Annotated in this window: 16 protein-coding genes; all 16 read left to right on the top strand. The window is 70.4% G+C overall.

The annotated features are described in order from the left end of the window. Positions 1-23: 23 nt before the first annotated feature. The 16 genes from nuoI to AB0F70_RS24115 all read left to right on the top strand — a co-directional run bounded on the left by nuoI (position 24) and on the right by AB0F70_RS24115 (position 26,264). On the top strand, positions 24-851 hold the full coding sequence (gene nuoI / locus AB0F70_RS24190) for an NADH-quinone oxidoreductase subunit NuoI (protein ID WP_357454644.1): 828 nt from the start codon (positions 24-26) through the stop codon (positions 849-851). Beyond that, entirely contained in the window at positions 848-1,612 is a 765-nt protein-coding gene (locus tag AB0F70_RS24185) for an NADH-quinone oxidoreductase subunit J (protein WP_357454599.1), read from the top strand. The genes nuoI and AB0F70_RS24185 overlap by 4 nt, the downstream gene beginning before the upstream one ends. Further along, positions 1,612-1,911 carry an NADH-quinone oxidoreductase subunit NuoK gene (gene nuoK / locus AB0F70_RS24180; RefSeq protein ID WP_116673522.1) on the top strand — a complete coding sequence of 100 codons (300 nt, stop codon included), beginning with the start codon at positions 1,612-1,614 and terminating at the stop codon, positions 1,909-1,911. Before AB0F70_RS24185 ends, nuoK begins: the two co-directional genes overlap by 1 nt. 19 nt (positions 1,912-1,930) lie before the next feature. Next, on the top strand, positions 1,931-3,856 hold the full coding sequence (gene nuoL, locus AB0F70_RS24175; RefSeq protein ID WP_357454641.1) for an NADH-quinone oxidoreductase subunit L: 1,926 nt from the start codon (positions 1,931-1,933) through the stop codon (positions 3,854-3,856). An 11-nt stretch (positions 3,857-3,867) separates the two neighbouring features. Beyond that, a complete protein-coding gene (locus tag AB0F70_RS24170; RefSeq protein WP_357454595.1) occupies positions 3,868-5,451 on the top strand; it encodes an NADH-quinone oxidoreductase subunit M in 1,584 nt (527 codons plus the stop codon). Beyond that, the gene (gene nuoN / locus AB0F70_RS24165) at positions 5,448-7,229 is read left to right on the top strand and encodes an NADH-quinone oxidoreductase subunit NuoN (protein ID WP_357454591.1); all 1,782 of its coding nucleotides are present in this window, start codon (positions 5,448-5,450) and stop codon (positions 7,227-7,229) included. The genes AB0F70_RS24170 and nuoN overlap by 4 nt, the downstream gene beginning before the upstream one ends. Then, the gene (locus AB0F70_RS24160) at positions 7,226-8,314 is read left to right on the top strand and encodes a polyprenyl synthetase family protein (protein WP_357454588.1); all 1,089 of its coding nucleotides are present in this window, start codon (positions 7,226-7,228) and stop codon (positions 8,312-8,314) included. Before nuoN ends, AB0F70_RS24160 begins: the two co-directional genes overlap by 4 nt. Before the next feature lie 274 nt (positions 8,315-8,588). Further along, the gene (locus AB0F70_RS24155; protein WP_357454585.1) at positions 8,589-14,648 is read left to right on the top strand and encodes an Ig-like domain-containing protein; all 6,060 of its coding nucleotides are present in this window, start codon (positions 8,589-8,591) and stop codon (positions 14,646-14,648) included. Between the two features lie 141 nt (positions 14,649-14,789). Then, positions 14,790-15,764 carry a MoxR family ATPase gene (locus AB0F70_RS24150; protein WP_357454582.1) on the top strand — a complete coding sequence of 325 codons (975 nt, stop codon included), beginning with the start codon at positions 14,790-14,792 and terminating at the stop codon, positions 15,762-15,764. Further along, complete coding sequence (locus AB0F70_RS24145; RefSeq protein ID WP_357454579.1) at positions 15,761-17,083, top strand: DUF58 domain-containing protein; 1,323 nt, start codon at positions 15,761-15,763, stop codon at positions 17,081-17,083. The genes AB0F70_RS24150 and AB0F70_RS24145 overlap by 4 nt, the downstream gene beginning before the upstream one ends. Beyond that, positions 17,080-19,536, top strand: coding sequence for a transglutaminase-like domain-containing protein (locus tag AB0F70_RS24140; RefSeq protein ID WP_357454576.1), 2,457 nt, complete (start codon positions 17,080-17,082; stop codon positions 19,534-19,536). Before AB0F70_RS24145 ends, AB0F70_RS24140 begins: the two co-directional genes overlap by 4 nt. After that, the gene (locus tag AB0F70_RS24135; RefSeq protein ID WP_357454573.1) at positions 19,536-21,266 is read left to right on the top strand and encodes an RDD family protein; all 1,731 of its coding nucleotides are present in this window, start codon (positions 19,536-19,538) and stop codon (positions 21,264-21,266) included. The genes AB0F70_RS24140 and AB0F70_RS24135 overlap by 1 nt, the downstream gene beginning before the upstream one ends. Further along, positions 21,263-22,102, top strand: coding sequence for a protein phosphatase 2C domain-containing protein (locus AB0F70_RS24130; protein WP_357454570.1), 840 nt, complete (start codon positions 21,263-21,265; stop codon positions 22,100-22,102). The genes AB0F70_RS24135 and AB0F70_RS24130 overlap by 4 nt, the downstream gene beginning before the upstream one ends. Position 22,103: 1 nt before the next feature. Continuing rightward, positions 22,104-23,795, top strand: coding sequence for an FHA domain-containing protein (locus tag AB0F70_RS24125; RefSeq protein ID WP_357454567.1), 1,692 nt, complete (start codon positions 22,104-22,106; stop codon positions 23,793-23,795). Between the two features lie 69 nt (positions 23,796-23,864). Further along, complete coding sequence (locus AB0F70_RS24120) at positions 23,865-25,502, top strand: serine/threonine-protein kinase (protein ID WP_357454564.1); 1,638 nt, start codon at positions 23,865-23,867, stop codon at positions 25,500-25,502. 63 nt (positions 25,503-25,565) lie between these two features. Beyond that, positions 25,566-26,264 (top strand): hypothetical protein, encoded by a 699-nt coding sequence (locus AB0F70_RS24115; protein ID WP_357454561.1) that lies wholly within the window; start codon positions 25,566-25,568, stop codon positions 26,262-26,264. The last annotated feature ends 1 nt before the right edge of the window (position 26,265 follow it).

The following is a 26,265-nucleotide window of genomic DNA, read 5'->3' as shown; positions in this document are numbered from 1 at the left end:
CCCAGCCGGGGCCCATCGGGGAGATGTTCGCCCCGGTCGCGGGCTTCGGCGTGACGCTGTCGTCGATGTTCAAGCCCACGGTCACTGAGCAGTACCCGCGCGAGAAGGTGCCCACCCAGCGCCGGTTCCACGGCCGGCACCAGCTCAACCGGTACGCCGACGGGCTGGAGAAGTGCATCGGCTGCGAGCTGTGCGCCTGGGCGTGCCCGGCGGACGCGATCTACGTGGAGGGCGCGTCCAACGCGGCCCTGCCGCAGAACGCGGGCCTGGACGTGAACGCGGACGACTCGCACGGGGCCCACATGAGCCCCGGCGAGCGGTACGGCGCCGTCTACCAGATCAACTACCTGCGCTGCATCTTCTGCGGGCTGTGCATCGAGGCCTGCCCCACACGCGCGCTGACGATGACCAACGACTTCGAGCTGGCCGGCAAGACGCGCGCCGGCATGATCTTCGAGAAGCAGGACCTCCTGGCCCCGCTCTCCGAGGGCATGCTGGCCGCGCCGCACCCGATGGTCGAGGGCAGCACGGACACGAACTACTACAGCGGTGACGTCCTGGGCCCGACGGCGGCGCAGGTCGACTGGGTCCGGGAGCAGCGGCCGGACGACCCGACGCTGGACGCGGCGGAGGCAGTGGTGACGGGCAAGGCCCCGGCGCCCACGCCGAGGCAGCACGAGCTGCGCCCGGACGAGGGTCCCGGCGTGGCCGAGAAGTCCGCCGGTGCGGCGGCCGTCGGTTCCGTGCGGTCCGACGCCGGGGTCGACCCCGCCGAGACCATCGACGAATCCGGCGCGCACACGGGCGCCCACCTGACCGGTGGGCCCCGTGGCACGGAGGTGAACGCGTGACCCCCACCGGCCTCGAGATCTCGGGCGGCGAGACGGTCCTCTTCTGGGCGATCGCGCCCCTCATGGTCCTCGCCGCCCTCGGCCTGCTGTTCGTGAAGCGGGCGGTGCACGCGGCGATGTGCCTCGTGTTCGTCATGGTCAGCATGGCGATCCTGTACATCGCGCAGGAGGCGCCGTTCCTCGGCGTCGTCCAGGTGGTGGTGTACACGGGCGCCGTGATGATGCTGTTCCTGTTCGTGCTGATGCTCGTCGGCGTCGACGCGTCCGACTCGCTCACGGAGACGATCAGGGGCCAGCGCTGGATCGGCCTGCTCATCGGCATCGGCCTCGCGGCGATCCTCGGCGGGGTCGTGGCGAACGCGACGTTCCCGCCCGCCGTCGGCCTGAACGGCGGCGACCCGGGTGGGGTCGCCAACCCGCAGGCACTGGCGCGTGTGCTGTTCGGCGACTACGTGCTGGCCATGGAGGCGGTGGGCGTCCTGCTCGTGACCGCAGCGGTCGGCGCGCTGGTGCTGACGCACCGGCGCCGGCTCGCGCCGAAGCAGACGCAGGCCTCGGTGGCCGAGGCGCGGATCAAGGCGCTGCCCGACGGCGTGGTCCTCACCCCGCTGCCGCCGCCCGGCGTCTACGCCCGGTCCAACGCCATGGACACGCCAGCGCTCGGCCCGGACGGCGAGCAGGTGCCGCAGTCGGTGTCGCGCGTGCTGCGTATCCGCGGGCAGGAGCGGCCGGCGCCGCACACACCGGAGGTCGAGGCCTGATGGACATCACCAACTACGTGGTCCTGGCTGCCGTGCTCTTCGCCATCGGGGCGACGACCGTGCTGCTGCGCCGCAACGCGATAGTCGTGTTCATGGGCGTGGAGCTCATGCTCAACGCGACGAATCTCGCGTTCGTCACCTTCGCCAGGCTGCACGGTGACCTGACGGGCCAGGTACTCGCCTTCTTCGTCATGGTCGTCGCCGCGGCCGAGGTCGTCGTAGGCCTCGCCATCATCGTGACGATATTCCGCACCCGCCGCTCGGCTTCTGTCGACGACGTCAACCTTCTGAAGGGCTGAGGGGGAGACAGTGAACGACGTGATCGGGCTTGCCCCCTGGCTGGTCGGCTTTCCGCTGATCGGCGCAGCGATTCTGCTGCTGGGTGGCAAGGCCACCGACCGCTGGGGCCACTGGCTCGGGGTGCTGGCCTCGGCCGCCGCCGCCGCCGTGGGCTTCATCCTGATGTTCCGCATGATCGGCACGGTGCCCGAGGAGCGCTCCGTCGACCACCACCTGTGGACGTGGTTGTCCGCGGGCGGCCTGGACGTCGACCTCGGTATCCGGCTGGACCCGCTGTCCATGACCTTCGTGATGCTCGTGACCTTCGTGGGCACGCTCATCCACGTGTACTCGGTCGCCTACATGGACCACGACCCGCACCGGCGCCGGTTCTTCGGCTACCTGAACCTGTTCGTCGCGGCGATGCTGACGCTGGTCCTCGCCGACTCCTACCTCCTGCTCTTTGTGGGCTGGGAGGGCGTGGGCCTGGCGTCCTACCTGCTCATCGGGTTCTGGGACACGGGGCGGCCCTCCGCCCGGGAGAACGCGGTGGCGGCGAAGAAGGCGTTCGTCATGAACCGGATCGGCGACATGGGGCTCATCGCCGCCATGGCGCTGCTCTTCGCGAACACCGGTGCACTGGACTTCGGGACCACCCTGTCCGACGACGCCGTCGGCTCGCTCTCCCAGGGCACCGCCACCGCGATCGGCCTGTGCCTCCTGCTCGCCGCGTGCGGCAAGTCGGCGCAGTTCCCGCTGCAGGCCTGGCTGGGTGACGCGATGGCCGGCCCGACGCCGGTGTCCGCGCTCATCCACGCCGCCACGATGGTCACCGCCGGCGTCTACCTCATGGTGCGCTCCGGCCCGATCCTCGAGGCCGCCCCGACGGCGCAGCTCGTCGTGGTGATCGTCGGCGCGGTGACCCTGCTGTTCGGTGCGGTGGTGGGTACCGCGAAGGACGACATCAAGAAGGCGCTGGCCGCCTCCACGATGTCCCAGATCGGCTACATGATGCTCGCCGCGGGCCTCGGCCCGGCTGGGTACGCGTTCGCGATCTTCCACCTCCTCACGCACGGCTTCTTCAAGGCGGGGCTCTTCCTCGGCGCCGGCTCGGTGATGCACGCCATGGACGACCAGACCGACATGCGGCGCTTCGGCGGCCTGTCGCGGTTCCTGCCCATCACGTGGATCACCATGGGTCTCGGCTGGCTCGCGATCCTCGGTATCCCGCCGTTCTCCGGCTTCTGGTCGAAGGACGGGATCATCGAGGCGGCCTTCATGCCCGTCGAGGGCCAGCCGTGGCGGGCCTGGGTGTTCGGCACCGTCGCGGTGCTCGGCGCCGGGATCACCGCGTTCTACATGACCCGCCTGTTCTTCATGACGTTCGGCGGACGCCGTCCGCGCTGGACGGAGAACCAGCACCCGCACGAGGGCTCGCCGCTGATGTGGTGGCCCCTGGTGTTCCTCGGTGTCGGCTCGGCCGCGCTGGGCCTGGTGCTCGGCATGGGCGGCACGTTTGTCACCTGGCTGGAGCCGGTGGTCGGGCACGCCGAGCACCACGAGCCGGTGCTCCCGGTGCCGGTGATCATCGGAGCAACCTTGACGGTAGTGGTGCTCGGGGCGCTGCTGGCGTTCCGGATGTACGCGATGGGCCTCGTGCCGGAGGAGGCGCCGCGCGGCTCCGTCCTGACCCGGGCGGCCCGCAGGGACCTGTACCAGGACGCCGCCAACGAGACGCTGGTGCTGAAGCCGGCGCACGGGGTGGCCCGCCTGGTCCAGGTAGGCGACCGTGACGTCGTCGACCGCGGCTGGAGCCTCCTGCCCCAGACCGTGTCGTGGTTCGGCGCGGTGTTCCGGAAGGCGCAGAGCGGCTACGTCCGCTCGTACGCGGCGGGCATGGCGGGTGGCGTCCTCGTGATCGCCGCGGTCGTATGGCTCGTGTCCGGCCTCGGTGGTGCCCAGTGATCGGAGGAGAGATGTTTCCCTGGCTGACCGCGCTCATCGCGTGGCCGCTGGTCGGCGCGGCCCTGGTGGGTCTGAGCGCGCTCGGCCGCTCCCGCACTGGCCCGGCGAGCGCCGGCATCGGGCTCGCCCGGCCGATCGCGCTCGTGTTCTCGCTGGTCGAGGTGGCGCTGCTCGTCGGCACGTTCGTCGCCTTCGACCCGGGCGCCGCCGCCGAGCACCAGCTCGGCGCGACCTACGCGTGGATCCCGCAGATCGGCGTCTCGTACGCAGTGGCCGTCGACGGTGTCGGCCTGCTGCTCGTCGCGCTGGCAGTGGTGCTCGTGCCGCTGGTGCTGCTTGCCGCCTGGAAGGAGCAGGGGCGCGACGAGGTGCGCCTGCGCAGGTTCGTCGGCCTCGTGCTGCTGCTCGAGGCGTTCATGGTCGCGGTGTTCTGCGCCCGTGACGTGTTCCTGTTCTACGTGCTGTTCGAGGCCATGCTGATCCCTGCCTATTTCCTGATCGGCGGGTTCGGGCAGGGTGCCGGACGGCGCAAGGCGGCCGTCAAGTTCCTGATGTTCAGCCTGGGCGGCGGGCTCATCATGCTCGCAGCGGTCATCGCGCTGTACTTCCTTGGCGTCGGCGCCGGCGTGGACCCGAGCCGGGCGTTCCTCGTGGACGAGCTCGTCGCGGTCGACCTCGGCACCACCGCCGAACGCTTGATGTTCGTCGGGTTCTTCATCGCCTTCGCGATCAAGGCGCCGATGGTCCCGGTGCACAGCTGGCTGCCCGACGTCGCGGGGAACGCCACCCCTGGCACGTCCACCCTCCTGATCTGTGTCCTGGACAAGGTCGGCACCTTCGGGATGCTGACCCTCTGCCTCCCGCTGTTCCCGGAGGCGTCCCGCTGGGCCGCGCCGTTCGTGATCGCGCTCGCCGTGATCTCGGTGCTGTACGGCGCGATCATGGCGATCATGCAGACCGACCTGCTGCGGCTGGTCGGCTGGACGTCGGTGAGCCACTTCGGCTTCATCATCCTGGGCATCTTCACCTTCACGCCGCTGGGGACCGCCGGGTCGAGCTTCATGATGCTCAACCACGGCCTCGCCACCGGCGCGCTGTTCCTGGTGGCCGGGTTCCTCGTGTCCCGGCACCCGGAGAAGTCGCAGAAGATCGCGGACTACGGCGGCCTGCGGTCGGTCACCCCGGTGCTCGCCGGGACGTTCCTGGTGGCAGGGCTCGCGACGCTGTCGCTGCCCGGCCTGGCGACGTTCGTCAGCGAGATCATGGTGCTGATCGGCGCGTTCAACGGGACTCCGGACGGCTCGGCGGCCTGGGCGATCGCGGCGATCCCCGGCGTGGTCCTCGCCGCGGTCTACGTGCTGCTGACCTACCAGAAGATCTTCACTGGAGCACCGGCCGCGGGGCTCGAGGCCCTGCCCGACCTCGGAAGGCGTGAGCGCATCGTCGCGGCACCGCTCGTCGTCGGACTGCTGGTGCTCGGACTTGTACCGGGCCTGGCCCTGACCTACGTGAACGCGCCGGCCGAGCAGTCGGTGGCCCTCACGACGGTCGACGAACCGGCGGATGCCGCCACGCAGATGGGGAGCGACAAGTGACCGAGTTCGTGGCACCCGAGATCGACTGGCTCGCCCTCGCACCGCTCCTCGTGGTGCTGGGCGCGGGCGTGGTCGGCGTGCTCGTCGAGGCGTTCGTGCCTGCAAAGGCCCGCCGTGTGACCCAGATAGTGCTGACCCTCGCCGCGCTGGCGGGCGGGTTCGTGTTCATCGCGATCCTCTGGCCGCAGATTGTGGTGCAGCCCGTGCAGGTGGTCGGGGGCAGCCTGACCCTCACACCCTTCGCGCTCGGCGCGCAGGGCATCATCGCCGTGCTGGCCTTCCTGGGTGTGCTCGTGGTGGCCGACCGTACGGCCACCGGACAGGACGCTTTCGCGCCCGCGGCCTCGGCGGTGCCCGGCACCTCGTACGAGGACCTGGCCCGCCGCTCCGGCCTCGAGCAGACCGAGATCTACCCGCTGCTGCTGTTCGCGACGGGCGGCATGATGCTCTTCGCCTCCACCGACGACCTGATAGTCATGTTCATCGCGCTGGAGGTGCTGTCGCTCCCGCTGTACGTCCTGTGCGCGACGGCGCGCCGGCGTCGGCTCCTGTCGCAGGAGGCAGCGGCCAAGTACTTCCTGCTTGGCGCGTTCGCCTCGGCGCTGTTCATCTTCGGCGTCGCGCTGATCTACGGGTTCGCCGGCACGGTGCGCCTGCTGGAGATCGCGCAGAAGGTGCAGCAGGGCGGCCTGCCGCTGGAGGGGATGACGGTACTGCTCGTCGCCGGCGTCCTGCTCGTCGTGGTCGGCCTGCTGTTCAAGGTCGGCGCAGTGCCGTTCCACGCGTGGACGCCCGACGTCTACACCGGTGCGCCCACCCCGATCACCGGCTTCATGGCCGCGTGCACCAAGGTGGCGGCAGTGGCCGCGCTCGTAGAGGTGCTGTACCGGATCTCGATCGGCGTGCAGGCGGTGGACCCGCAGATCATGCGGCAGCTGCAGATAGTGATCGTCGTGGTCGCGGTCCTGACGATGGCCGTCGGCACGGTCATCGGGTCCGTCCAGACCGACGTCAAGCGCCTGCTGGCCTACTCGTCGATCGCGCACGCGGGCTTCCTGCTGGTGGGCATCGCGGGCTTCAACTCGCAGGTGCAGTCGTCAACGCTCTTCTACCTGCTCGCCTACGGCATCGCCACGATCGGCGCGTTCGGCGTGGTCACGCTGGTGCGTGAGCGCCGGATCACGCCGGGGTCCGGCGAGGACAACGGCCCGGTCGGCGACGACGGCGTGGTGCTCGGCGAGGCGACGGAGATCGCGCAGTGGGCAGGGCTGGGCCGCAAGGCCCCGTGGCTCACCGCCGCCTTCGCACTCTTCCTGCTGTCGATGGCGGGCATCCCGCTCACTGCCGGGTTCATCGCCAAGTTCGGCGCGTTCACCGGTGCCACGACGGGCGGCCTGTGGTGGCTCGCGGTCCTCGGTGTGCTCGCCTCCGTGGTCGCCGTCGCGTTCTACCTGCGGCTCCTGGTGGTCATGGTGTTCCAGCGGGCGGAGGACGAGCCCGCGGAGTCGCAGGTCGCGCTCGTCGAGACCGCGCCAGGAGCCGAGCCCGGCGAGGCCGAGGTCTCGACCAGCGGTAGCGCGGTGACCGGCGGAACCGCGGCGGCCACCCTGACCAAGGTCCAGGTCACGACCGCGCAGCGCGTCGTGGTGACAGTGGTCCGGTCCCGTGGACCGGCCGCCGTGGCCATCGCCGTGTGCGCGATCGCGACAGTGATTCTTGGCGTTTTCCCGTCCCCGGTTCTCTCTCTGGTGGAACAGGCAAGTAAGTTCGTGCCGTGACCTCCGCACCGCTGCCGCCCCAGACGACGACGGGTACCTCCGCGTCGGCTTCTCCGGCCGCTCCGTCGAACCTGCCCGATCCGACCGCGCTCGGCCTGCCGATCTCCGACCCGGAGCTGGCCTCCCGCCTCGCGGAGCGGCTGACGGGGGTCGACGACGCGCTCCTCGAGGCCGTCGCCAGCGCGGACAAGCTGGCCGACGGCGCCTCGCGGCACCTCATCGACGCGGGCGGCAAGCGGTTCCGTCCCCTGCTCACCCTGCTGACGGGTGAGCTGGGTGACGGCGCCGCGCCCGGCGTCGTCGACGCCGCGGTGGTGGTCGAGCTGACGCAGGTCGCCTCGCTGTACCACGACGACGTCATGGACTCCGCGCCCATGCGGCGCGGGGCGCCGTCGGCCCACATGGTGTGGGGCAACTCGGTGGCGATCCTCGTCGGCGACATGCTGTTCGCGCGGGCGTCCGCGCGTGTCGCGGAGCTCGGCCCCGAGGCCGTGATCCTGCAGTCCAGGACGTTCGAGCGGATGTGCCTGGGCCAGCTGCACGAGACCATGGGCCCCGACGACGGCGAGGACCAGGTGGCTCACTACCTCCAGGTGCTGTCGGACAAGACGGCGTCGCTGCTGTCGGCGTCGGCCCGCCTGGGCGCGATGATCGCCGGAGCGCCGAAGGAGCAGATCGAGGCCGTTGGCGCGTACGGCGAGAAGGTGGGCGTCGCCTTCCAGCTCGCCGACGACGTGCTCGACGTCGCCTCGTCCGGTGAGACCTCCGGCAAGACGCCGGGGACCGACCTGCGCGAGCACGTGCCGACCATGCCCGTGCTGCTGCTGCGCCAGCACGTCGCGTCGGACGCCGCCACGGATGACGACCGGGACCTGCTCGCCACGCTCGACGGTGACCTGTCGTCCGACGAGGCGCTGAACGCCGCGCTGGAACGCCTGCGCGCGCACGCCGTCCTGGCGGAGACGCGGGACCTCGCGGTCCAGTGGGCGCGCGCCGCCTCGACCGAGCTGGCGCCGCTGCCGGAGGGTCCGGTCAAGGAGTCCCTTGAGCAGTTCGCCCAGGTACTGGCGGACCGGGCGGTTTGACAAGGGGTTTCGCCTGAGCCCGAAAGTGACCATGCAGTTGCTGCCAGGATCGCGCCTGGTCTGGCGGCAACTGCATGGTCCTTGGCTTGTACCAGAGCGCAATATCGCTGACATGTAGCAGACAGACTCGTACAATCTGGGCGGGTGGCATGGGTAGTCCTGCCCACCGAAAATCAACGACGATTCACCCACCACCCCGGTAGGGTGCTTCCGTTGTGCCTGTGTGGTAACCGGGCGAACAAGACTTCGCTGGAGTGATGAAAGAGGAGGACGCATGAGCTTTGCCTCACGCGTGTACGAGAACCGCAGGTCAGCCGCTTCGATCGGCGTGGTAACCCTCTTCGCCGGAGGGCTCCTGGGCTTCGCACTCCTCTACGACGGCGAGGCCACGGCCGACGTCGAGCTCAACGACTCCGGTGTCTGGGTGACCCAGACGTCGTCCGGCCAGCTCGGCCGGTTCAACTACGACGCGAAGGCGCTGGACGGCGTCCTGCTGGCCAGCTCGGCGAGCTTTGACGTGGAGCAGGACGCGCAGCGGGTGCTCCTGGACAGCTCGAGCGACTCGTCCGCCAGCCCCGTGAACCCGGCCCAGCTCGTCCTGGACGGCTCGATGGAGCTGCCGCCCGGCGCGCAGGTCGCCTCGGGCGGCGCCACGACTGCGGTGTACGACGAGGACGGGGGCCGGCTCTGGGTCCTCCCGTTCGACGGCGCCGTCGGGTTCGACAAGGAGGACCTCAAGCCGACGCTCAAGGTCGGCAAGGGCGGCCGGCTCGCGGTCGGCAAGGAAGGCACCGTGTTCCTCGCGGTGCCGGCTGACGCCAAGCTCTACACGGTGCCGACCGGCGGGCAGGGCGGGCCCGGGGACAGCACGGAGTCCAGCCTCCCCGTGGGGCCCGACGCCAAGGTCGAGGTCACCGCCGTCGGCGACGAGCCGGTGGTGCTCGACCAGTCGAGCGGAAACCTCGTGCTGCCGGGCGGCGAGACCGTCAAGGTGGAGAACGGCGCCGAGGGCAGGCTCCAGCAGCCGTCCGCGAAGACCGACAACGTGGTGCTGGCTACCCCGAACGGCCTCGTCACGCAGCCTCTCGGCGGCGGGGACGCGACGACGCGTGCGGCGCGGGGTGTGCCGTCGGCGCCCGTGCAGCTCGAGGGGTGCACCTATGGTGCCTGGGACTCCGGCCAGGTCATCCGGGACTGCGCAGGCACCGACAACGACGTCGACCAGGTGCTCCAGGGCGTGGCCGTCGGCACGAGCCTGGTCTACCGCGTGAACCGCGACGTCATCGTGCTCAACGACATCGCGGGTGGCACCCTGTGGATGGCCTCCGACCTGTTCGAGAAGGTCAACGACTGGGACATCGTCATGCCCGAGGACGGCGAGGGCAAGAAGACGGAGTCCGAGGAGGCCACACCGCAGCTGGTCGACAACTTCGTCGCCGACCGGAACAAGGTGAACCGGCCGCCCAAGGCCAAGGAGGACTCGTTCGGCGTGCGGCCCGGCCGCACCACGGTGCTCAACGTGCTGGGCAACGACGCGGACCCCGACGGCGACGTGATGACGGTGTCGGTCACGGGCGAGCCGAACGGCGTCGTCGGCGTCGACCGCGTGCTCGACGGCGCAGCCCTGCAGGCCAACGTCCCGGCGGACGCGTCAGGGACCACTACCTTCAAGTACGAGGTGAACGACGGGCGCAAGGGCACGGCCACGGCATCGGTAGCCGTCAAGGTGGTGCCGCTGGAGGAGAACAACCCGCCGCAGCAGATGGGTGAGCCCGTGCTCACGGTGGGTCAGGAAGGCACGGCGAGCATCAAGGTGCTGCCGTACTTCAAGGACCCCGACGGCGACGACCTGTTCCTGTCCAGCGCCGCCACCGCCGACCCTCTCGACGAGGTGCGGGCCCGCCCGGACGGCACCATCGAGTTCCGCGACGGTGGCGGCATGACGGGTCGCAAGGTCGTGGACATCACGGTCTCGGACTCGGGCAACCTGCCGTTCCAGGGCAAGCTGCTCATCCAGGTCGTGGCGAGCAACGTGGCGCCGGTTCCGGTGCAGGACCACGTGAAGGTGCTCGTCGGCGAGCCCGTCACGGTGGAGCCGCTCAGGAACGACTACGACCCGAACGGCGACAAGCTGCGCCTGACGAGTGTCGCCGAGGCCAAGGGCGCGACGATCACGCCCAACTACGCGGCGGGCGTCTTCCGCTTCGTGAGTGACAAGCCCGGCTCCTACGACGTGACGTACCAGATCACCGACGGCCCCAAGCCGACGATGGGACTGGTCCGGGTCGATGTCGAGAACCCACCGGACGACGACCGCCGGCCCGTGGCGGTCACGGACCAGGTGCTGCTGTCGACCGGCGGCACGGCGCTCGTCGACGTGCTCGCCAACGACACCGACCCCGCGGGCGGGGTGCTCGTGGTGCAGGGCGTGGACGTCCCGGACAACGCCCCGGTGAAGGTCGCGGTGCTGAACCACCAGATCCTGAAGATCTCGGAGATCAAGCGGCTCAACGCACCCGTGACGTTCAACTACACCGTCGCGAACGGGACCGGCACCACCACCGGCCAGGTGCGCGTCGTGTCGATCCCGGCTCCCGAGCAGCTCCGGCCACCGGAGGCAGGACCTGACGACGCGATCGTCCACGCGGGCGACGTGGTCACCATCCCGGTGCTGAAGAACGACGCACACCCCGACGGGCTGGAGCTGAAGCTCACCGACGAGCTGAAGGAATCGCCCCCGGCGTCGGCCGGCGAGGCCTTCGTCTCGGAGGACACCGTGCGGTTCAAGGCCGGCAAGGAGGCGGGTACGTACCACGCCGTCTACGAGGTGTCGGACGTGAACGGCCAGAAGGACTCCGCACAGGTCACCATCACGGTGCTGGACAAGCCGGAGAACGCCTCCCCGCAGCTGCCCGACATCACGGCGCGCGTGCTGAGCGGCGGTACCACCCGCATTCCACTGAAGCTGGACGGCAGCGACCCCGACGGCGACTACGTCACGCTGAGCGCCATCTCCGCCGCGGCCGGCAAGGGCACGGCGCGGATCGTCGACGGGTTCGTCGACTACACCGCCGGCGCGCAGAGCACCGGGCTGGACACCTTCTCCTACGAGGTCACGGACACGCGGGGCGCGGTGGGCAAGGGTCTGGTGCGGGTGGGCATCGTGCCGAAGCCCGCCAGCAACCAGCCGCCGCAGGCCGCGGACGACGAGACCATGGTGCGGCCGGACCGTACGGTCGCGATCCGCGCGCTCGAGAACGACACCGACCCGGACGGCGACGAGATCGGCCTGGTGTCCAAGGGCTTCGAGGGCACAGGTGACCTGAAGCCCAAGGTCGTGGAGGACGACGTCGTCGTCACCGCGCCGAGCAAGGAGGGTTCCCACTCCTTCTACTACGGCATCCAGGACAGCTTCAAGGCTCCTGCGGGCGGGGCCATCACGGTGAACGTGAAGAGCGACGCGCCGCTGCTGCGCCCCGTCGCCTATGACGACGTGGTGACCTCGGACGACGTGCAAGGCGACTCGAGCGTGACCGTCGACGTGCTGGCCAACGACGTCGACCCGGACGGTGTGGCGGCCGAGCTCGAGGTGGCGGTCGACTCGCCTGCGGAGGGCGTGCGCGTTACCGAGAAGGGTCTGCTCGAGGTGGAGCTCACCGAGAGCACCCAGGTGATCACCTACACGGTCACCGACATGGACGGTCTCAAGGCCAAGGCGTTCGTGCGCGTCCCGGGTGACCAGGAACGCCCTCACCTCAAGCCGGGTCTGGAGCCGCTCAAGGCCACCAGCGGCGAGCCGCTCACCATCGAGCTCGAGGACTACGTGGTGGTGCGCGAGGACCACAAGGTACGCATCACCGAAGGGGAGTCGGTCAAGGGGATCGAGGGCAAGGCGGAGGCCCCTGACAAGGACACGATCGTCTACACGTCGGCCGCCGACTACGCCGGTGCGGCGTCGGTCAGCTTCGAGGTGACCGACGGTGTCGACGCAGAGGACCCCGAAGGGCTCTCCGCCGTCCTCACCCTGCCCATCGACGTCACCCCGTCGACGAACATGCCGCCGAAGATCACCGGTACGCCGGTGCTCGAGGTGGCGGAGGGCGAGGAGAGCTCGGTAGACCTCTCCCGCTACGTCAAGGACCCCGACAAGGACCCGCTGGACTTCCAGGTCAAGGGCAACAACGGCATCACCCCGACGGTATCGGGCACCGCGGTGTCGGCAATGGTCGACCCGTCGGTGTCGAAGGGCACGTTCCACCAGCTGCCCATGACGGTGTCCGACGGCAAGAACCCGCCGGTGAGCGGCGAGCTGACGGTGAAGGTGGTCGGCTCGACCCGCGATCTCGTCCAGACCACTGACGACGTGGTGATCGACGCGCACCAGGGCGAGGCGACGACCATCCCGGTGCTCGCCAACGACACGAACCCGTTCCCCGGCAAGGAACTCACCCTGGTGGGTTCCGCGACGGTCGAGACCGGGTCCGGCGAGGCGTCGTACAGCGGCAACCAGCTGGTGGTGACGCCCGGCGAGGACTTCACCGGAGCGATGGTCGTGCGCTACACGGTGCAGGACGCGACGCAGGACCCGGATCGCGAGGTCGACGGCATAGCGAAGCTGACGGTGCTGGGCAAGCCGGAGGCGCCCCGGGCGCCGCGGGTGGAGGAGGTGCGTTCCGAGACCGTGGTGCTGAGCTGGGAGCAGCCCAACAACAACGGTGCCGACATCACGAGCTACATGCTGCGGACCGACGGCGGTCAGGAGCACGAGTGCGCCACGACCACCTGCACGTTCGACGGGCTGAAGAACAACGTGAAGTACAAGTTCACGGTCACGGCGACCAACGAGGTGGGCGAGTCCGAGCCGTCCCCGGCATCCCGTGAGGCGCGTCCTGACGAGAAGCCCGACCAGCCGAGCCCGCCGACGCTCAAGTTCGGCGACAAGTTCCTCACGGTGACGTGGAAGAACCAGACGTACTCGGACCGGTCGCCGATCGAGTGCGTGAACCTGGAGATCAGCCCGGCCCCGACCGACGGCGTGACCCAGAAGACCTGCCAGCAGGGCAACCAGCTCGTGTGGAGGGGCCTGGAGAACGGAGTCGCCTACACGGTGCGGGTGCAGGCCAAGAACGAGGCCCCGGACCCGTCGGACTGGAGCGAGCCGTCCGCACCGGAGACCCCGGCGGGGAAGCCCGATACTCCGGTGAACCTCGATGCGCAGCGCACGGATGACCTGGGCGGCGAACGGATCGACGTCAGATGGACCCCTGGGGCCAACAACGGCGACGCGATCAGGAAGTACTACGTCGACGTGTACCAGGATGGTTCGAAGGTCAGGACGGTCACGACGGCGGAGTCGCCCATCAACATCGCGGACCTGAACCCGGAGTCGTCCTACACGTTCACCGTGCAGGCCCAGAACAAGGCAGGCCGGTCGCCGGTCAGCGCGCAGTCGAACAGCGAGGTGCCGTACGGCCAGCCGTCGATCCCGTCCAACGTGCGGGCGAGCAATCCTGCCGACCATCGTGCGACCGTGACCTGGAGTGCGATCCCGGCCGACCAGTTCCGCGGGCCGGCGCATCGGTACGAGGTGTCGGCGAACGGTGGCGGCAATCCGAGTGCCGGCAACAACACGTCGTACGTCTACGAGGGCCTGAACAACGGAACGTCGTACACGTTCCAGGTACGGGCCTGCAACCAGTACATGTGCTCGGACTGGTCGTCCGCGTCGAACGCAGAGGTCCCGTACGGCCCGGTGCCGACGCCGACGATCAGCGCCGACGGCGGTGACCGGCAGGTCACGTTCACGTGGGACGGAACGCGCACCAATGGGCGGAACATCAAGTCGGTCGTTGTCTCGGGCGCGATCGACAGCCGTGCGCCGAACGGAACTCAGTCGAAGACCGGAATCGGCTACAGCCAGACCGAGCGTGCATGCGTCGAGGTGACGGACGAGGCGAACCAGACGGCGAGCGCCTGTGCTGAAGCGACGTCGGACCCGAGGCCCAACCCCACGGCGACGGTCACCCACGGCAGCCGCATCGACAATAACCAGTGCAGCCACTCGTCCTGCGCCTACTACTACGTCAACTTCACGGACTTCACGCCGGGTAACCACGACGTGGCCTGCTGGGCGGGAGACACGCCCGAGGTCAGTGGCTGGCACGACATCGTCACGCACGGTCGGTCCTGGGGCAGCAGCGACGTCAGGTCGTACAACTTCGGGGACGGCTCCGGCGGGGTACAGCTCAGGTGCTTCTTCGGCCACCCCGGGGTACCAGTGCGAGTCCTGATCGACGGCCAGGAGTACGGCGTCACGAACTGGTGGAACGGATAGCATTCGGCCGCCGCCCCGTCGGCGGCCACCCGGCCTGACCGGCCGCCGCGCAGACGGCGGCCGGTCACGCGATGATCGATGCGGTTCCACCCAGCAATTTCACCCAGCGAACGAGCAGCAACGAGCAGTAGGGAACATGAGATGACCACGATGACCCCCGAGCAGGCGGCCTGGTTCGCCCAGACCTTCGAGCGGCTCGTCGGCAACGTAGGCCAGGCAGTCCTGGGTAAGGCACCGGTCGTGCGTCTGGCACTGACCTGCATGCTCGCCGAGGGCCACCTCCTGCTGGAGGACGCCCCCGGTACCGGCAAGACCATGCTCGCCCGCTCGATCGCGGCGTCGGTGCAGGGCTCGCACAACCGCATCCAGTTCACGCCGGACCTGCTGCCGTCGGACGTCACCGGTGTGACGATCTACGACCAGAACACCCACAAGTTCGACTTCCACGCGGGTCCGATCTTCGCCTCGATCGTCCTGGCGGACGAGATCAACCGTGCCTCGCCGAAGACCCAGTCCGCCCTCCTGGAGGTCATGGAGGAGGGCCGGGTCACCGTCGACGGTGTCGCGCACGGAACCGGCCGCCCGTTCATGGTGCTCGCCACCCAGAACCCGATCGAGCAGGCCGGTACCTACCGTCTGCCCGAGGCACAGCTCGACCGCTTCCTCATGAAGACCTCTGTGGGCTACCCGGACCACGCCTCCACCGTCGAGATCCTGTCCGGTGCCGCGCTGAAGGACCGCAGCTCCGCGCTGCAGCCCATCATCACCACCAAGGCCGTCACGGAGATGGCCGACCTGGCCGCGAACGTGCACACCGACACCGCGGTGCTCGAGTACGTGTCCCGCCTCGCCGAGGAGACGCGCAACGCGCACGAGGTGCGCGTCGGCGTCTCCGTCCGTGGCGCACTGGCCCTGGTGCGCTGCGCCAAGGTGTGGGCCGCCGCGCACGGCCGCAACTACGTGCTGCCCGACGACATCAAGGAGCTGGCCCAGCCGGTCTGGTGCCACCGCTTCGTGCTCGACCCGGAGGCCGAGTTCGCGGGCGCGCGCCCCGAAGCCGTGCTCTCCCGGATCATGGCCGACGTCGCGGCACCGCAGGAGCGGGCCTCGGCATGAGTGCGACCGGCATCTCACCAGGCCCCGCGTACGGGAAGCGGCAGGAGAGTCCGCGCGGACTGCTCGCGGCCGGCCGCGCCCAGGTGCTGCGTGGCCGGCGTGGCTGGGTGACCGTCGCCGCCGCCGCCCGCTCCCGGGCGGCGGCGGTGGGGCGAGTGGTCGCTCCCGTCCGCCGTACGTTCAGCACGTTCGGGATCGCGGTGACCCTCGTGACCGTCGCTGCCTGGATCGCAGGCCTCGCGCTCGACTGGCTCGAGCTGGTGGTCGCCGCGGTGCTGCTCAGCGTGACGCTCGTGTGTGCGATCGTGTTCGTGCTCGGCAGGTTCAAGTACGACGTGGTGCTTGACCTCGCGCAGGCCCGGGTGACGGTCGGCGACCGCGCCGTCGGACGCCTCGACGTGCGCAACGCGTCCAACCGCTCCTTGCTGCCCTCCGTGATGGAGCTGCCGGTGGGCACCGGGACCGCGGCGTTCCCGGTGCCGCGCCTGCGGGGCGGCGGCACGCACGAGGAGATCTTCACCATCCCGACCCGGCGCCGCAGCGTGATCACGGTGGGTCCGGTCAAGTCGGTGCGTGCCGACCCGCTCGGACTGCTGCGCCGCGAGATGACGTGGACGGACGAGCAGGAAGTCTTCGTGCACCCGCGTGTCAAGAACCTCACCGGCTCCTCGACGGGCTTCCTCAAGGACCTCGAGGGCCGGGTCACCAACGACATCACGAGCTCGGACGTGAACTTCCACGCCCTGCGCGACTACGTGCCGGGCGACGACCGGCGGCACATCCACTGGAAGACGACGGCGCGCACCGGCCAGCTCATGGTCCGGGTCTTCGAGGAGACCCGGCGTTCGCACCTCGCGGTGCTGCTGTCCACGCGCGCCGAGGACTACGCGCACGAGGACGAGTTCGAGCTCGCCGTGAGCGTCTGCGGCTCCCTGGGCCTGCAGGCCATCAAGGAGGACCGCGGCGTGACCGTGCTCGTCAACGAGGCGACGCTGCACGGGGACCACCGCACCCGGCTCATGGACGACCTGTCCCGCATCGAGCTCGAGTCCCGCAAGACGAAGCTGGTGGACCTCGCCCGTTCTGCAGGGATGGCCGCCACCGACTTCTCGGTGATCGCGTTCATCGTCGGCAGCATGGTGACGCCCACCGAGCTGCGCTCGGCCTCCGCACGTGTCCCCGCCGGGGTGCAGGTCATGGCCATCCAGTGCGTACCCGGCGCTTCCCTCGGCCGGCACTCCATCGCCGAGATGGGCGTGCTCACGCTGGGCCGCCTCGCCGACCTACCCCTTGCGCTGAAGAAGATGAGCGACGGATGAGCAACGAGAACACCCGCGGCAACGCCCCGGTCGGCGCAGGCGCCGATCGGGGCCGATCGCCGTACAACACCGGTTCCGGATTCCGCACGGGCACGGGCCGCGGCACCACGCGCCGCAAGGAGGCGGACCGCCCGCGCGCGCTGACCCGCTTCGCTCTGATCGACCTGGCGGCGATGAGCCTGATGTTCGGTGCCGTCATCGTCGGGTTCGGGCCCGTCTGGGGCTCGCTCGGCTACCTGCTGCCCGCCGTCGGCGGCGCCTTCGTCGGGCTGGCGGTGGCCTGGGTGGGTGCCTGGCGCCGCTTCCCCGCGGTAGTGGTGACCGCCCTCGCGGTGGTCGGCTACTTCCTGTTCGGCGCAGCCTTCGCGGTGCCGCACACCGCGATCCTCGGCGTGGTCCCGTCCCTGGAGTCCCTGCGTGAGCTGATGCTCGGCTCCGTGGAGGGCTGGAAGCGGTTCATCACCACCGCGGCGCCCATGCAGTCGTTCCCCGACCTCGGGGTCATCCCCTTCCTGCTCATGCTGCTCGTCGCGCTGATCGCCGGCACCATCGCCTGGCGCGCGAAGCATGCGGTGTGGGCGGTGGTCCCGGTGCTGGCCGGCCTCGTCGGCGTGATCCTGCTGGGCACGGTCGACGTCTCGCTGCCCGTGGTGCAGGGCCTCGTGATCACCATCGTGGCTCTCCTCTGGGGCGCGGTGCGCGTCATGGAGGCACGTGTCGGCACGCACTCGATCACCACGGAGTCCAGCCAGGAGGCCACACGCAGGCTGCGCTGGTACCGGGTTCGTACGGGCGCCACGATCCTGGCCGTCGCGGCCCTCGCCGCCGGCTTCACCGGGCCGATGCTCACGTCGAGCCAGAACCGCGCGGTGCTCCGCGAGACGGTGGTCCCGCCGTTCGACATCCACGAGTACACGAGCCCCCTCGTCGGCTTCCGGTACTACAAGAAGGAGGTCCGCGACCAGGAGATGTTCACGATCAGTGAGCTTCCCGAGAACGGTCGCATCACGATGGCCGCGCTCGACCAGTACGACGGCGTCGTCTACGACGCCGCCGGCGGCGGCGGCAAGACCGGCGTCTACACGCGCGTCGGCGACGAGATCGCCAGCACGGCGAAGGGCACGCCCACGTCGATAGACGTCACGGTCACGGGTTACCGCGGTGTCTGGGTTCCCGAGGTGGGCAGCCTCACGGGCGTCAGCTGGAAGGGCGCCAACGCGGAGGCCCAGACGGAGGGCAGCTACTACAACTCGGAAACTCACACGGCGATCACCACCGCGGGTATCCGGCCGGGCGACTCGTACACCTTGAACACCCGGGTGGTCGAGGAGCCGAGCGAGGAGACACTGAAGAAGAGCAAGATCAACCTCGACTTCGAGCTCCCACCGCTCGACCCGAGCGAGCTGCCGCAGGAGCTGTCGCTCAAGGTGACGCAGTTCACGGGCGCGGAGACCGACCCGGCCGCCAAGCTGTTCCAGATCCGTAACGGGCTGCAGGCGGACGGGGCCCTGTCCAGCGGGCTCGAGAACGAGCCCGCGTCCCGCCCTGGGCACTCCGCGGAGCGCCTCAACACGCTCCTCGCGGAAGAGGACATGGTGGGCGACGACGAGCAGTTCGCCGTGGCGCTCGCCCTCATGGCGCGGCAGGCAGGCATCCCGGCCCGTGTGGTCATGGGCTTCTACCCCGACAAGCAGAGCGAGTACGAGGAGGGCAAGCCCTGGACCGTGCTCGGCAGGGACGCGCACGCCTGGGTCGAGGTGCCGTTCACGGAGTACGGCTGGGTGCCGATCGAGGCGGTTCCGGAGGAGAAGCCTCAGGTGCAGCCCCAGCCGGAGAGCAAGGAGGAGCCCAAGCCCCCGGTGCTCCAGGATCCGGAGCCGCCGGAGGAGCCGGAGCACGCGAAGGCCGGAAGCGTCGAGGACGATGACAAGGAAGAGGCCGAGAACGAGGGCTTCGACTGGGGTCTGCTCGGCATGATCCTGCTGGCCGTCGGCATCCCGCTCCTGGTGATCGCGGGCCCGATCGTCGCGATCCTTGCCTACAAGGCTCGGCGTCGGACCGCGCGGCGCAACGCCGAGCAGCCCGCAGACCGGATCAGCGGTGGCTGGTACGAGGTGGTCGACGTCGTCACCGACCTCGGGACGTCCCTGCCGCGTGGGGCGACCAGGCGGGAGAGCGCCGGCGTGATCGCCGGAGCGCACGCCGTTCCGTCGACCCTCATGCTCGCGCACCGCGCGGACGCGACGGTGTTCGGGATCGACGAGCCCACGCCTGCCGAGGTCGAGGCGTTCTGGGCCGGGGTCGACGAGCTCGTCGGCGGGCTACGCTCCACCGTGGGCACACGACAGCGGGTGCGAGCGGCCCTGTCGCTACGCTCCGTCTGGACACGTGTCGCCGAACGACGTCGGGCCCAGGCGGTGGCCCGGGCGACCGGCACGACGAAGGAGAACTGATGACGGCCGTGGTCTGCGCCGGGTGCGGGGTAAGTCAGCAGGAGGGCGCGCCCTTCTGTGCTGCGTGCGGGCGCGCGTTCCCCCGTACCGGCCTGCCCGTGGTGGAGCCGCAGCAGACTCCCCGCGGGCAGGTGCAGCAGGCCGCCGCGGCCGCGCAGGCCCGGCAGGGCAGTGCTTCGGGAGGGGTGCCGCTCGTGACGAGCCGGCCGCCGATCACCACGGAGGTAGAGGTGTACACGGCCACCCAGATCCCGAGCGCGGGCATGGCGCCGCAGCAGCAGCTGGAGGCGCCCTACGCGCGCGTCGGCAAGCGATTCCTGGCTCTGCTGATCGACGGCGCGATCGCCGGTGTGCTCGGCGGGATCGTCGCGGGGATCGGTCTGCTGTTCATCGAGACCCCGGACCCGCTGGCGGTGCTGTCCCAGGAGCAGCAGGCCGAGATGTTCGCCCAGCTCATGCGGCTCTACCTGATCGCAGGAGCAGTGGCGTTCGCGTTCATGCTGTCCATGTGGATCTGGGAGTCACGGACCGGCCGTACCGTCGGCAACTCCGCGATGGGCCTGCGGACGTTCTCCGCCGACGACCGCGGGCCGCTCGGGTTCGGCCGCGAGCTGATCCGGGTGCTCATGCTCGGTGTCATCTCGCTGATCCCGGTGGCCGGACCGGTCATCGTGCACCTGACCCCCCTGTGGGACAAGGGTGACAAGGTCCAGGGCTGGCACGACAAGGTCGCGCGCTCCGTGGTGGTCGATCTTCGGGCGCCGAAGATCGCGGTGACCACGGGGCTCGCCCCGATCGGCCCTGGCCCCCGCGCGCCGGGAAGGCCCGCGCTGCGGACGGCCACACCGTCGGCGCCGGTTCAGCAGACCGCCCGGCAGATGCCTTCGCAGGCGCCGTCGGCACCGCAGCATCCGGGGACGCCGCCCGTCGCGGCTCCCGACCCGTGGTCGTTCCCGCAGGCGCCCGTGGCTCCGGCTGCCGGCGGCGGCATCATCACCGGCATACCCGGGAGCGCGCCCGGCGCGCCCCCGGTCGCACAGCCGGTCCAGCAGCCACAGCCGGTCCAGCACCAGCAGCCGGTCCAGCAGCAGCACCCGGTCCAGCAGCAGCACCCGGTCCAGCCGGTCCAGCCGGTCCAGCACCAGCAGCCGCTGGAGCCGGCCTGGCCGTCCAAGACCTGGCCGACCCCGTCGGAGCCTGCCGCACCGCCGGTGCGGCAGCCTGTCGCGCCGCCGACCAGGCACGAGCTCCCGCCCCAGCAGCACCCGGAGTCCCGCCCCACCCGCCCGGTCAGCTTCCCGGGGGACGGCGCGGCCCAGGCGCCCGCGCAGGCCGAGGAGTCGTGGGAGGCCACCCGGATGCAGGCGCCGAGCCTGGTGCCCGCAGCGGTCGTGACGGTGGTCCTGGAGCTCGAGTCCGGTGCCCGGCACGTGATCGACGGACCCGCACTGGTGGGCCGTAACCCGCAGGCCGCCGACGGTTCGCCGACGATCCTCGTGCGGGTCGACGACCCGACGAGGTCGGTGTCGAAGAACCACGCAGAGATGGGTGTCGACCCCGCGGGGCTCTGGCTGACGGACCGTGGCTCCACGAACGGCACGGTCGTCTCGGCCCCCGGCCGCTCACCGCAGGTCGCGGAGCCCGGCGCGCGCGTGCGCGTGCCGATGGGTTCGACCATCCACGTAGGTGACCGCCGGATCGTCGTGCACCCCGCCGAGCCGAAGGCATGACGCAGCAGGATCAGGGGCTGACGACGGTCTGGGGCGCTGCCTCGCACCAGGGACGTCGCCGGACCCTGAACGAGGACGGATATCTGGCCACGGGCCGGGTGTTCTTCGTCGCCGACGGCATGGGCGGCCACGAGGCGGGGGAGGTGGCGAGCGCCGAGGCGCTGGCCGCCCTCAGCGCGCTCACCGAGGTGGACCAGGTGGAGCCCGCGCTCGTCGAGGCGTACCTCGAGCTGGCGCAGAAGCGCATCCGCGCGATCGAGACCGACTCGGGCAACGCCCCGGGGACCACGCTCACCGGCGTCCTCCTCGACGAGCGCGAGGACGTGCCCTACTGGCTGTTCGTGAACGTCGGCGACTCCCGCACCTACATGCTGTCCGGTGGTGTGCTCGCGCAGGTCAGCGTCGACCACTCCGAGGTGCAGGAACTCGTCGACGCGGGCACGATCACCATGGACGAGGCCCGTCGCCACCCGCGGCGGAACGTGATCACCCGGGCGCTCGGTGCCCAGGAGGGGGTGCGAGCGGACTTCCGGTACATTCCGGTGGCGCTGCACGACCGGGTGCTGGTCTGCTCGGACGGGCTCACGGGTGAGCTGACGGACGACCAGATCACTACGATCCTGCTGGAGCAGCCAGATCCGGAGCGTGCCGCCGCGTTCCTGGTGGACGCCGCGATCCAGGCAGGGGGCCGGGACAACATCACGGTGGTCGTGATCGACGTGACGGGCGTGGACCACGAGACCTTGGGGTCCTCGACAGCACCACGGCCGGGGACAGAGCCCGACGAGGACACCCTGCCGCGGGAAGAGCACGAAGCAAGAAGCCAGGGGGTCTGACATGACGGTGCACTACAGCGAGGGTTCCGCGCGGGCAGTGGTCCGGAACGGCACGGTAGTCGTGCTGCCCGGGCCGGCGCCCGCCGACGTCGTCGACGCTCTTTGGACCGCGCTCGACAGGGCGGACGGCGGCGTCGCGGCTACCCTCGGCGTGCTCGCAGCGGGCGGTCTGGCGGAGACGCCCCCGTTCGCCGTGGTCTCGCTCTCGGGCAGCGACCCGGTGACGGCGGCGCACGTCGCCGTGCGCGGGACCGGTGTGAAGGTGGTCGTGACCGCCGAGGGCGGCGGCGCGCCCGTCGAGGTGACGGGTGCGGGCGTCGTCACGTGGTCGGAGCGGGTGGTGGACGCCCCGATGTCGTTCGCGATCACCACCGACGAGCCGCCCGCGGACACGGAGTACCCGGTGCAGGCGGCGGTGGTGCGCGCGAGCGCCCTGCGTCGCACGCTCGTGGACGCTCCGGCAGCTCCCGACGCGCTGGTCGCGCCCGCGGAGGAGAAGCCAGGAGCCGTCACGTTCCCGGGCTTCTCGACCCGTGCCGGCAGCTCGCCGGTCCGCACCGATCGACAGGTGTCCGGCGAGACCATGGTGCCGGGGGCGCTGGACGTCCCGATGATCGGCGCCGGATCCGTCCCCTCGTCCGCGAGCCCGTCGGCCCAGCCTGCCGAGCCCGTCGAGACGGCGTCCGCGCCGGTGCTGGAGTCGGTCCCGATGCTCGGGCTCGGTGTGGTCCCTGGTCCCGACGCGCCTGCCGCTGCCCGCGGCGAGGTCGACGAGTCCACGCAGTTCGGTGGTGACGACGACTACGGCCACCTCTTCGGTGACACGGTGATGCGCCGGGTCGAGGACGCCGCGGTGCGACAGGGCGAGGACGAGGAGGAGCACGAGGAGAAGGCCGCTCCTGCGCCTGTCCCGCCCCCGCCGCTCGCCCCCGCCGAACCCGAACCCGTGGCGCTGGAGCCGGTCGATCCTGGCGACGGGCTGATCTCGGGTGTGCCCGGCGGATGGACGCCGCCGGTGCTCGTGCCGGAGCCGCCCGCGGGCGTCACCCCCGGTGCCGCGCAGCGGGCCGCCTCTGTGGGGGAGCCCGCGGCGGAGGCCCTTGCTGAGGTCACCGACCACGACGGCGAGACCATGATGTCCGTGGACATCGCCGCGCTCCGCAAGGACGCGAGCCCGGTCCCCAAGTTCTCCGCGGCCATCGTGCCGGGCGCCCAGCAGATCCTCGGTCTGCCGTGTCCGCAGGGGCACCCCAACCCGCCCACTGCCGACCGCTGCCGCACCTGCGGCGCGGACCTGGACGGCGACGCGGAGCTGGTGTCCCGTCCCGCGCTCGGTCAGATGATCGTGACGGGCGGTGTGCAGCAGGTACCCGGACGTCCGCAGGTGGTCGAGCTGGACCGCCCGGTCGTCGTCGGGCGCCGTCCGCGCACCAACAACGCGTCGGCGGACCGCACACCGCGCCTGGTCACGGTGGCGAGCCCCGACCAGGACATCTCGCGGTCGCACGTCGAGATCACCCTCGAGGAGTGGCACGTGCTGGTCGCGGACCTCGCGACGACGAACGGCACGACCCTGCTGCGGGCGGGCCAGGCACCCAGGCGGTTGCACCCGAACGAGAAGGTGATCGTGGTCGAGGGCGACGTGGTGGACCTCGGCGACGGCGCCACCCTGACGTTCGAGGGCATCTGGTGACCGTTCCGCACGCAGTACTGGTTCCGCACGCAATACAGCTGGTGCCGTGCCACATCATGAGGGAGACAAGTGAGTAGCAAGCGCGCCCCGTCGGCGCCGCCCCACATCGCGGGGTTCGAGTACAAGAAGCTGATCGGTTCCGGTGGCTTCTCGGACGTGTTCCTGTACGAGCAGCAGCGCCCGAAGCGCCTGGTCGCCGTCAAGGTGCTCCTCAAGGAGCACGCGAGCGACTCCCAGCGGGTGGCGTTCGACTCCGAGGCCGACCTGATGGCGATCCTGGGCAACCACCCCTCGATCGTGACCATGTACGAGGCGAGCGTCGCGGACGACGGCCGCCCCTACCTGGCCATGGAGTACTGCTCGCGCCCCAACCTGGGCGCGCGGTACCGCTCGGAACGCTTCTCGCTGGCCGAGGCACTGCGCACCACCATCCAGATCGCCGGCGCGGTCGAGACCGCGCACCGGCTCGGGATCCTGCACCGTGACCTGAAGCCGGCCAACATCCTGGTGACGCAGTTCGGGCACCCGGTGCTCACCGACTTCGGCATCTCCTCCACCTTCGAGCAGGCCTCGGTCGCCGAGGGCATGTCGATCCCGTGGTCGCCGCCGGAGTCGTTCGGCGACCCGCCGGTCGCCGGGACGACGACGGACGTGTGGGCCCTGGCCGCCACCTGCTACACGCTGCTGGCGGGTCGCACGCCGTTCGAGGTGCCCGGCGGGTCCAACACGTCGGCGGACCTTGTCGCGCGCGTCGAGCAGGCACCGTTGCCCCCGATCGGGCGCAACGACGTGCCGCCGTCGCTGGAGCAGGTGCTGCGCATCGCGATGGCGAAGCAGGCCTCCTCGCGCTACCCGTCGGTGCTCGCGTTCGCGCGGGCGCTGCAGCAGGTCCAGGTGGGCCTGGCCCGCGACATGACGCCCATTGACCTCCTTGACGAGACCGGTGCGGTCGCCGAGGAGGAGGGGGACGACGACGGTACGCGGCTGAAGAACGTCACGGCCATCGACCCCGGACAGCGGCCCGAACCGGCGACGCCGTCGGTCGGTGGCGTGCGCACGGCGTCGGGCACCTTCGCGCCGCCCGCGCGCGAGACCTCCGGGTGGGGTCCGCAGCAGGGCGGCACGGCGAGCCGGCGGACGACCGTCCCCGCGGCCTTCGACGTGCCCGTGGCCACTCCCGGTTGGGAGGCCCCGCCCGTCGAGGAGACGGTCCACCGCACCAGGCTGCCCGAGGCGCAGGCGACCCAGGAGCCGGAGGCCGAGCCGGAGGATCCGCCGTCGCGCTCGGGGATGATCTGGCTGGCCGTCGGCGCGGTGGTCCTGGTCGTAGCGGTCGTCGTCGGCTGGATGGTCCTGAACGGCACCGTCGACGAGCCTGACCCGGAAGACACGGCGACCGTCGCGACCGGCGGCGACCCGCCGCCGGATCCCCTGTTCGGCTACGTGCCCCCGGTCCAGGACCTGAAGGGCAAGGTCGTCGGCGACGAGGCAGTCTTCACCTGGAAGGCGCCGAAGGACCTCGTCGAGGGCGACAAGTACGGGTTTCGCGTGCTGTCGGTCACGGAGACGAACCCGCTCCAGCCCGTCGAGACGGGCACCTCCGCGACCGTCCCGCTCGCCGAGGGCGAGCAGACGTGCATCGAGGTGTTCGTCGACCGTGCTGGAAAGCCGTCGAATCCCGTGAAGGCCTGCGCCCCAGCAGGCTGAACGAATTCCGGCCGACCGGCCGACTGACCGGTCGGCCGACCAACGAGGAGGAGAGGGGGAGACGTGGGCGAGCTCATGCTGGAGTTCTGCGGCGAGTGGTTCGATCCTGCGCAGGCGGAGAACGGCTTCGACATCGGCCGCGAGGGTGAGCTCGCGATCGACGACAACCCCTACCTCCACCGGCGCTTCCTACGGGTGACGCACGAGGACAAGATCTGGTGGCTCTCCAACGTGGGGTCGCTGATCTCGGCGACCGTGTGCGACTCGGGCGGTGGCGTGCAGTCCTGGCTGCCACCCGGGCACCGACTGCCGCTGGTGTTTCCCACCACCTCCATCGTCTTCACGGCCGGGCCGACCACCTACGAGATCACTGCCCAGCTCACGGACGCCCCGTACCACGAGGTCCGCTCGGAGGACCCCGACAGCGGCGCCACGACCATCGGCGCCATCAGCTTCACCACCAGCCAGAAACAGCTCATCGTGGTGCTCGCGGAGCCCATGCTGCGGCGCGAGGGCACCGGTTTGAGCGAGATCCCGTCCAGCGCGGACGCGGCTCGCCGCCTGGGCTGGGCCACCACACGCTTCAATCGCAAGCTCGACAACGTCTGCGAGAAGCTCGACCGGATCGGCGTGAAGGGGCTACGTGGTGGCCCCGGGCTGCTCGCCACCAACCGCCGCGCGCGGCTCGTGGAGTACGCGGTCGCCTCCCGCCTTGTCACCCCCGCAGATCTACCCCTCCTTGACCTGAAGGACGACGCCTGAC

Source organism: Promicromonospora sp. NPDC023805, assembly GCF_040639635.1.
In the GTDB taxonomy this organism is placed as follows: Bacteria; Actinomycetota; Actinomycetes; order Actinomycetales; family Cellulomonadaceae; genus Promicromonospora.
Note: the sequence above shows the minus strand (reverse complement) of the source record. Positions and strands in the feature narration are given on the sequence as shown.

What these genes read in the sequence shown, in the direction of transcription:
- AB0F70_RS24135 (WP_357454573.1), top strand. Translation starts at nt 19,536, where the DNA reads ATGACGGCCGTGGTCTGCGCCGGGTGCGGGGTAAGTCAGCAGGAGGGC.
- AB0F70_RS24130 (WP_357454570.1), top strand. Translation starts at nt 21,263, where the DNA reads ATGACGCAGCAGGATCAGGGGCTGACGACGGTCTGGGGCGCTGCCTCG.
- AB0F70_RS24140 (WP_357454576.1), top strand. Translation starts at nt 17,080, where the DNA reads ATGAGCAACGAGAACACCCGCGGCAACGCCCCGGTCGGCGCAGGCGCC.
- AB0F70_RS24145 (WP_357454579.1), top strand. Translation starts at nt 15,761, where the DNA reads ATGAGTGCGACCGGCATCTCACCAGGCCCCGCGTACGGGAAGCGGCAG.
- AB0F70_RS24150 (WP_357454582.1), top strand. Translation starts at nt 14,790, where the DNA reads ATGACCACGATGACCCCCGAGCAGGCGGCCTGGTTCGCCCAGACCTTC.
- nuoI (WP_357454644.1), top strand. Translation starts at nt 24, where the DNA reads ATGTTCGCCCCGGTCGCGGGCTTCGGCGTGACGCTGTCGTCGATGTTC.
- AB0F70_RS24125 (WP_357454567.1), top strand. Translation starts at nt 22,104, where the DNA reads ATGACGGTGCACTACAGCGAGGGTTCCGCGCGGGCAGTGGTCCGGAAC.
- AB0F70_RS24155 (WP_357454585.1), top strand. Translation starts at nt 8,589, where the DNA reads ATGAGCTTTGCCTCACGCGTGTACGAGAACCGCAGGTCAGCCGCTTCG.
- AB0F70_RS24170 (WP_357454595.1), top strand. Translation starts at nt 3,868, where the DNA reads ATGTTTCCCTGGCTGACCGCGCTCATCGCGTGGCCGCTGGTCGGCGCG.
- nuoK (WP_116673522.1), top strand. Translation starts at nt 1,612, where the DNA reads ATGGACATCACCAACTACGTGGTCCTGGCTGCCGTGCTCTTCGCCATC.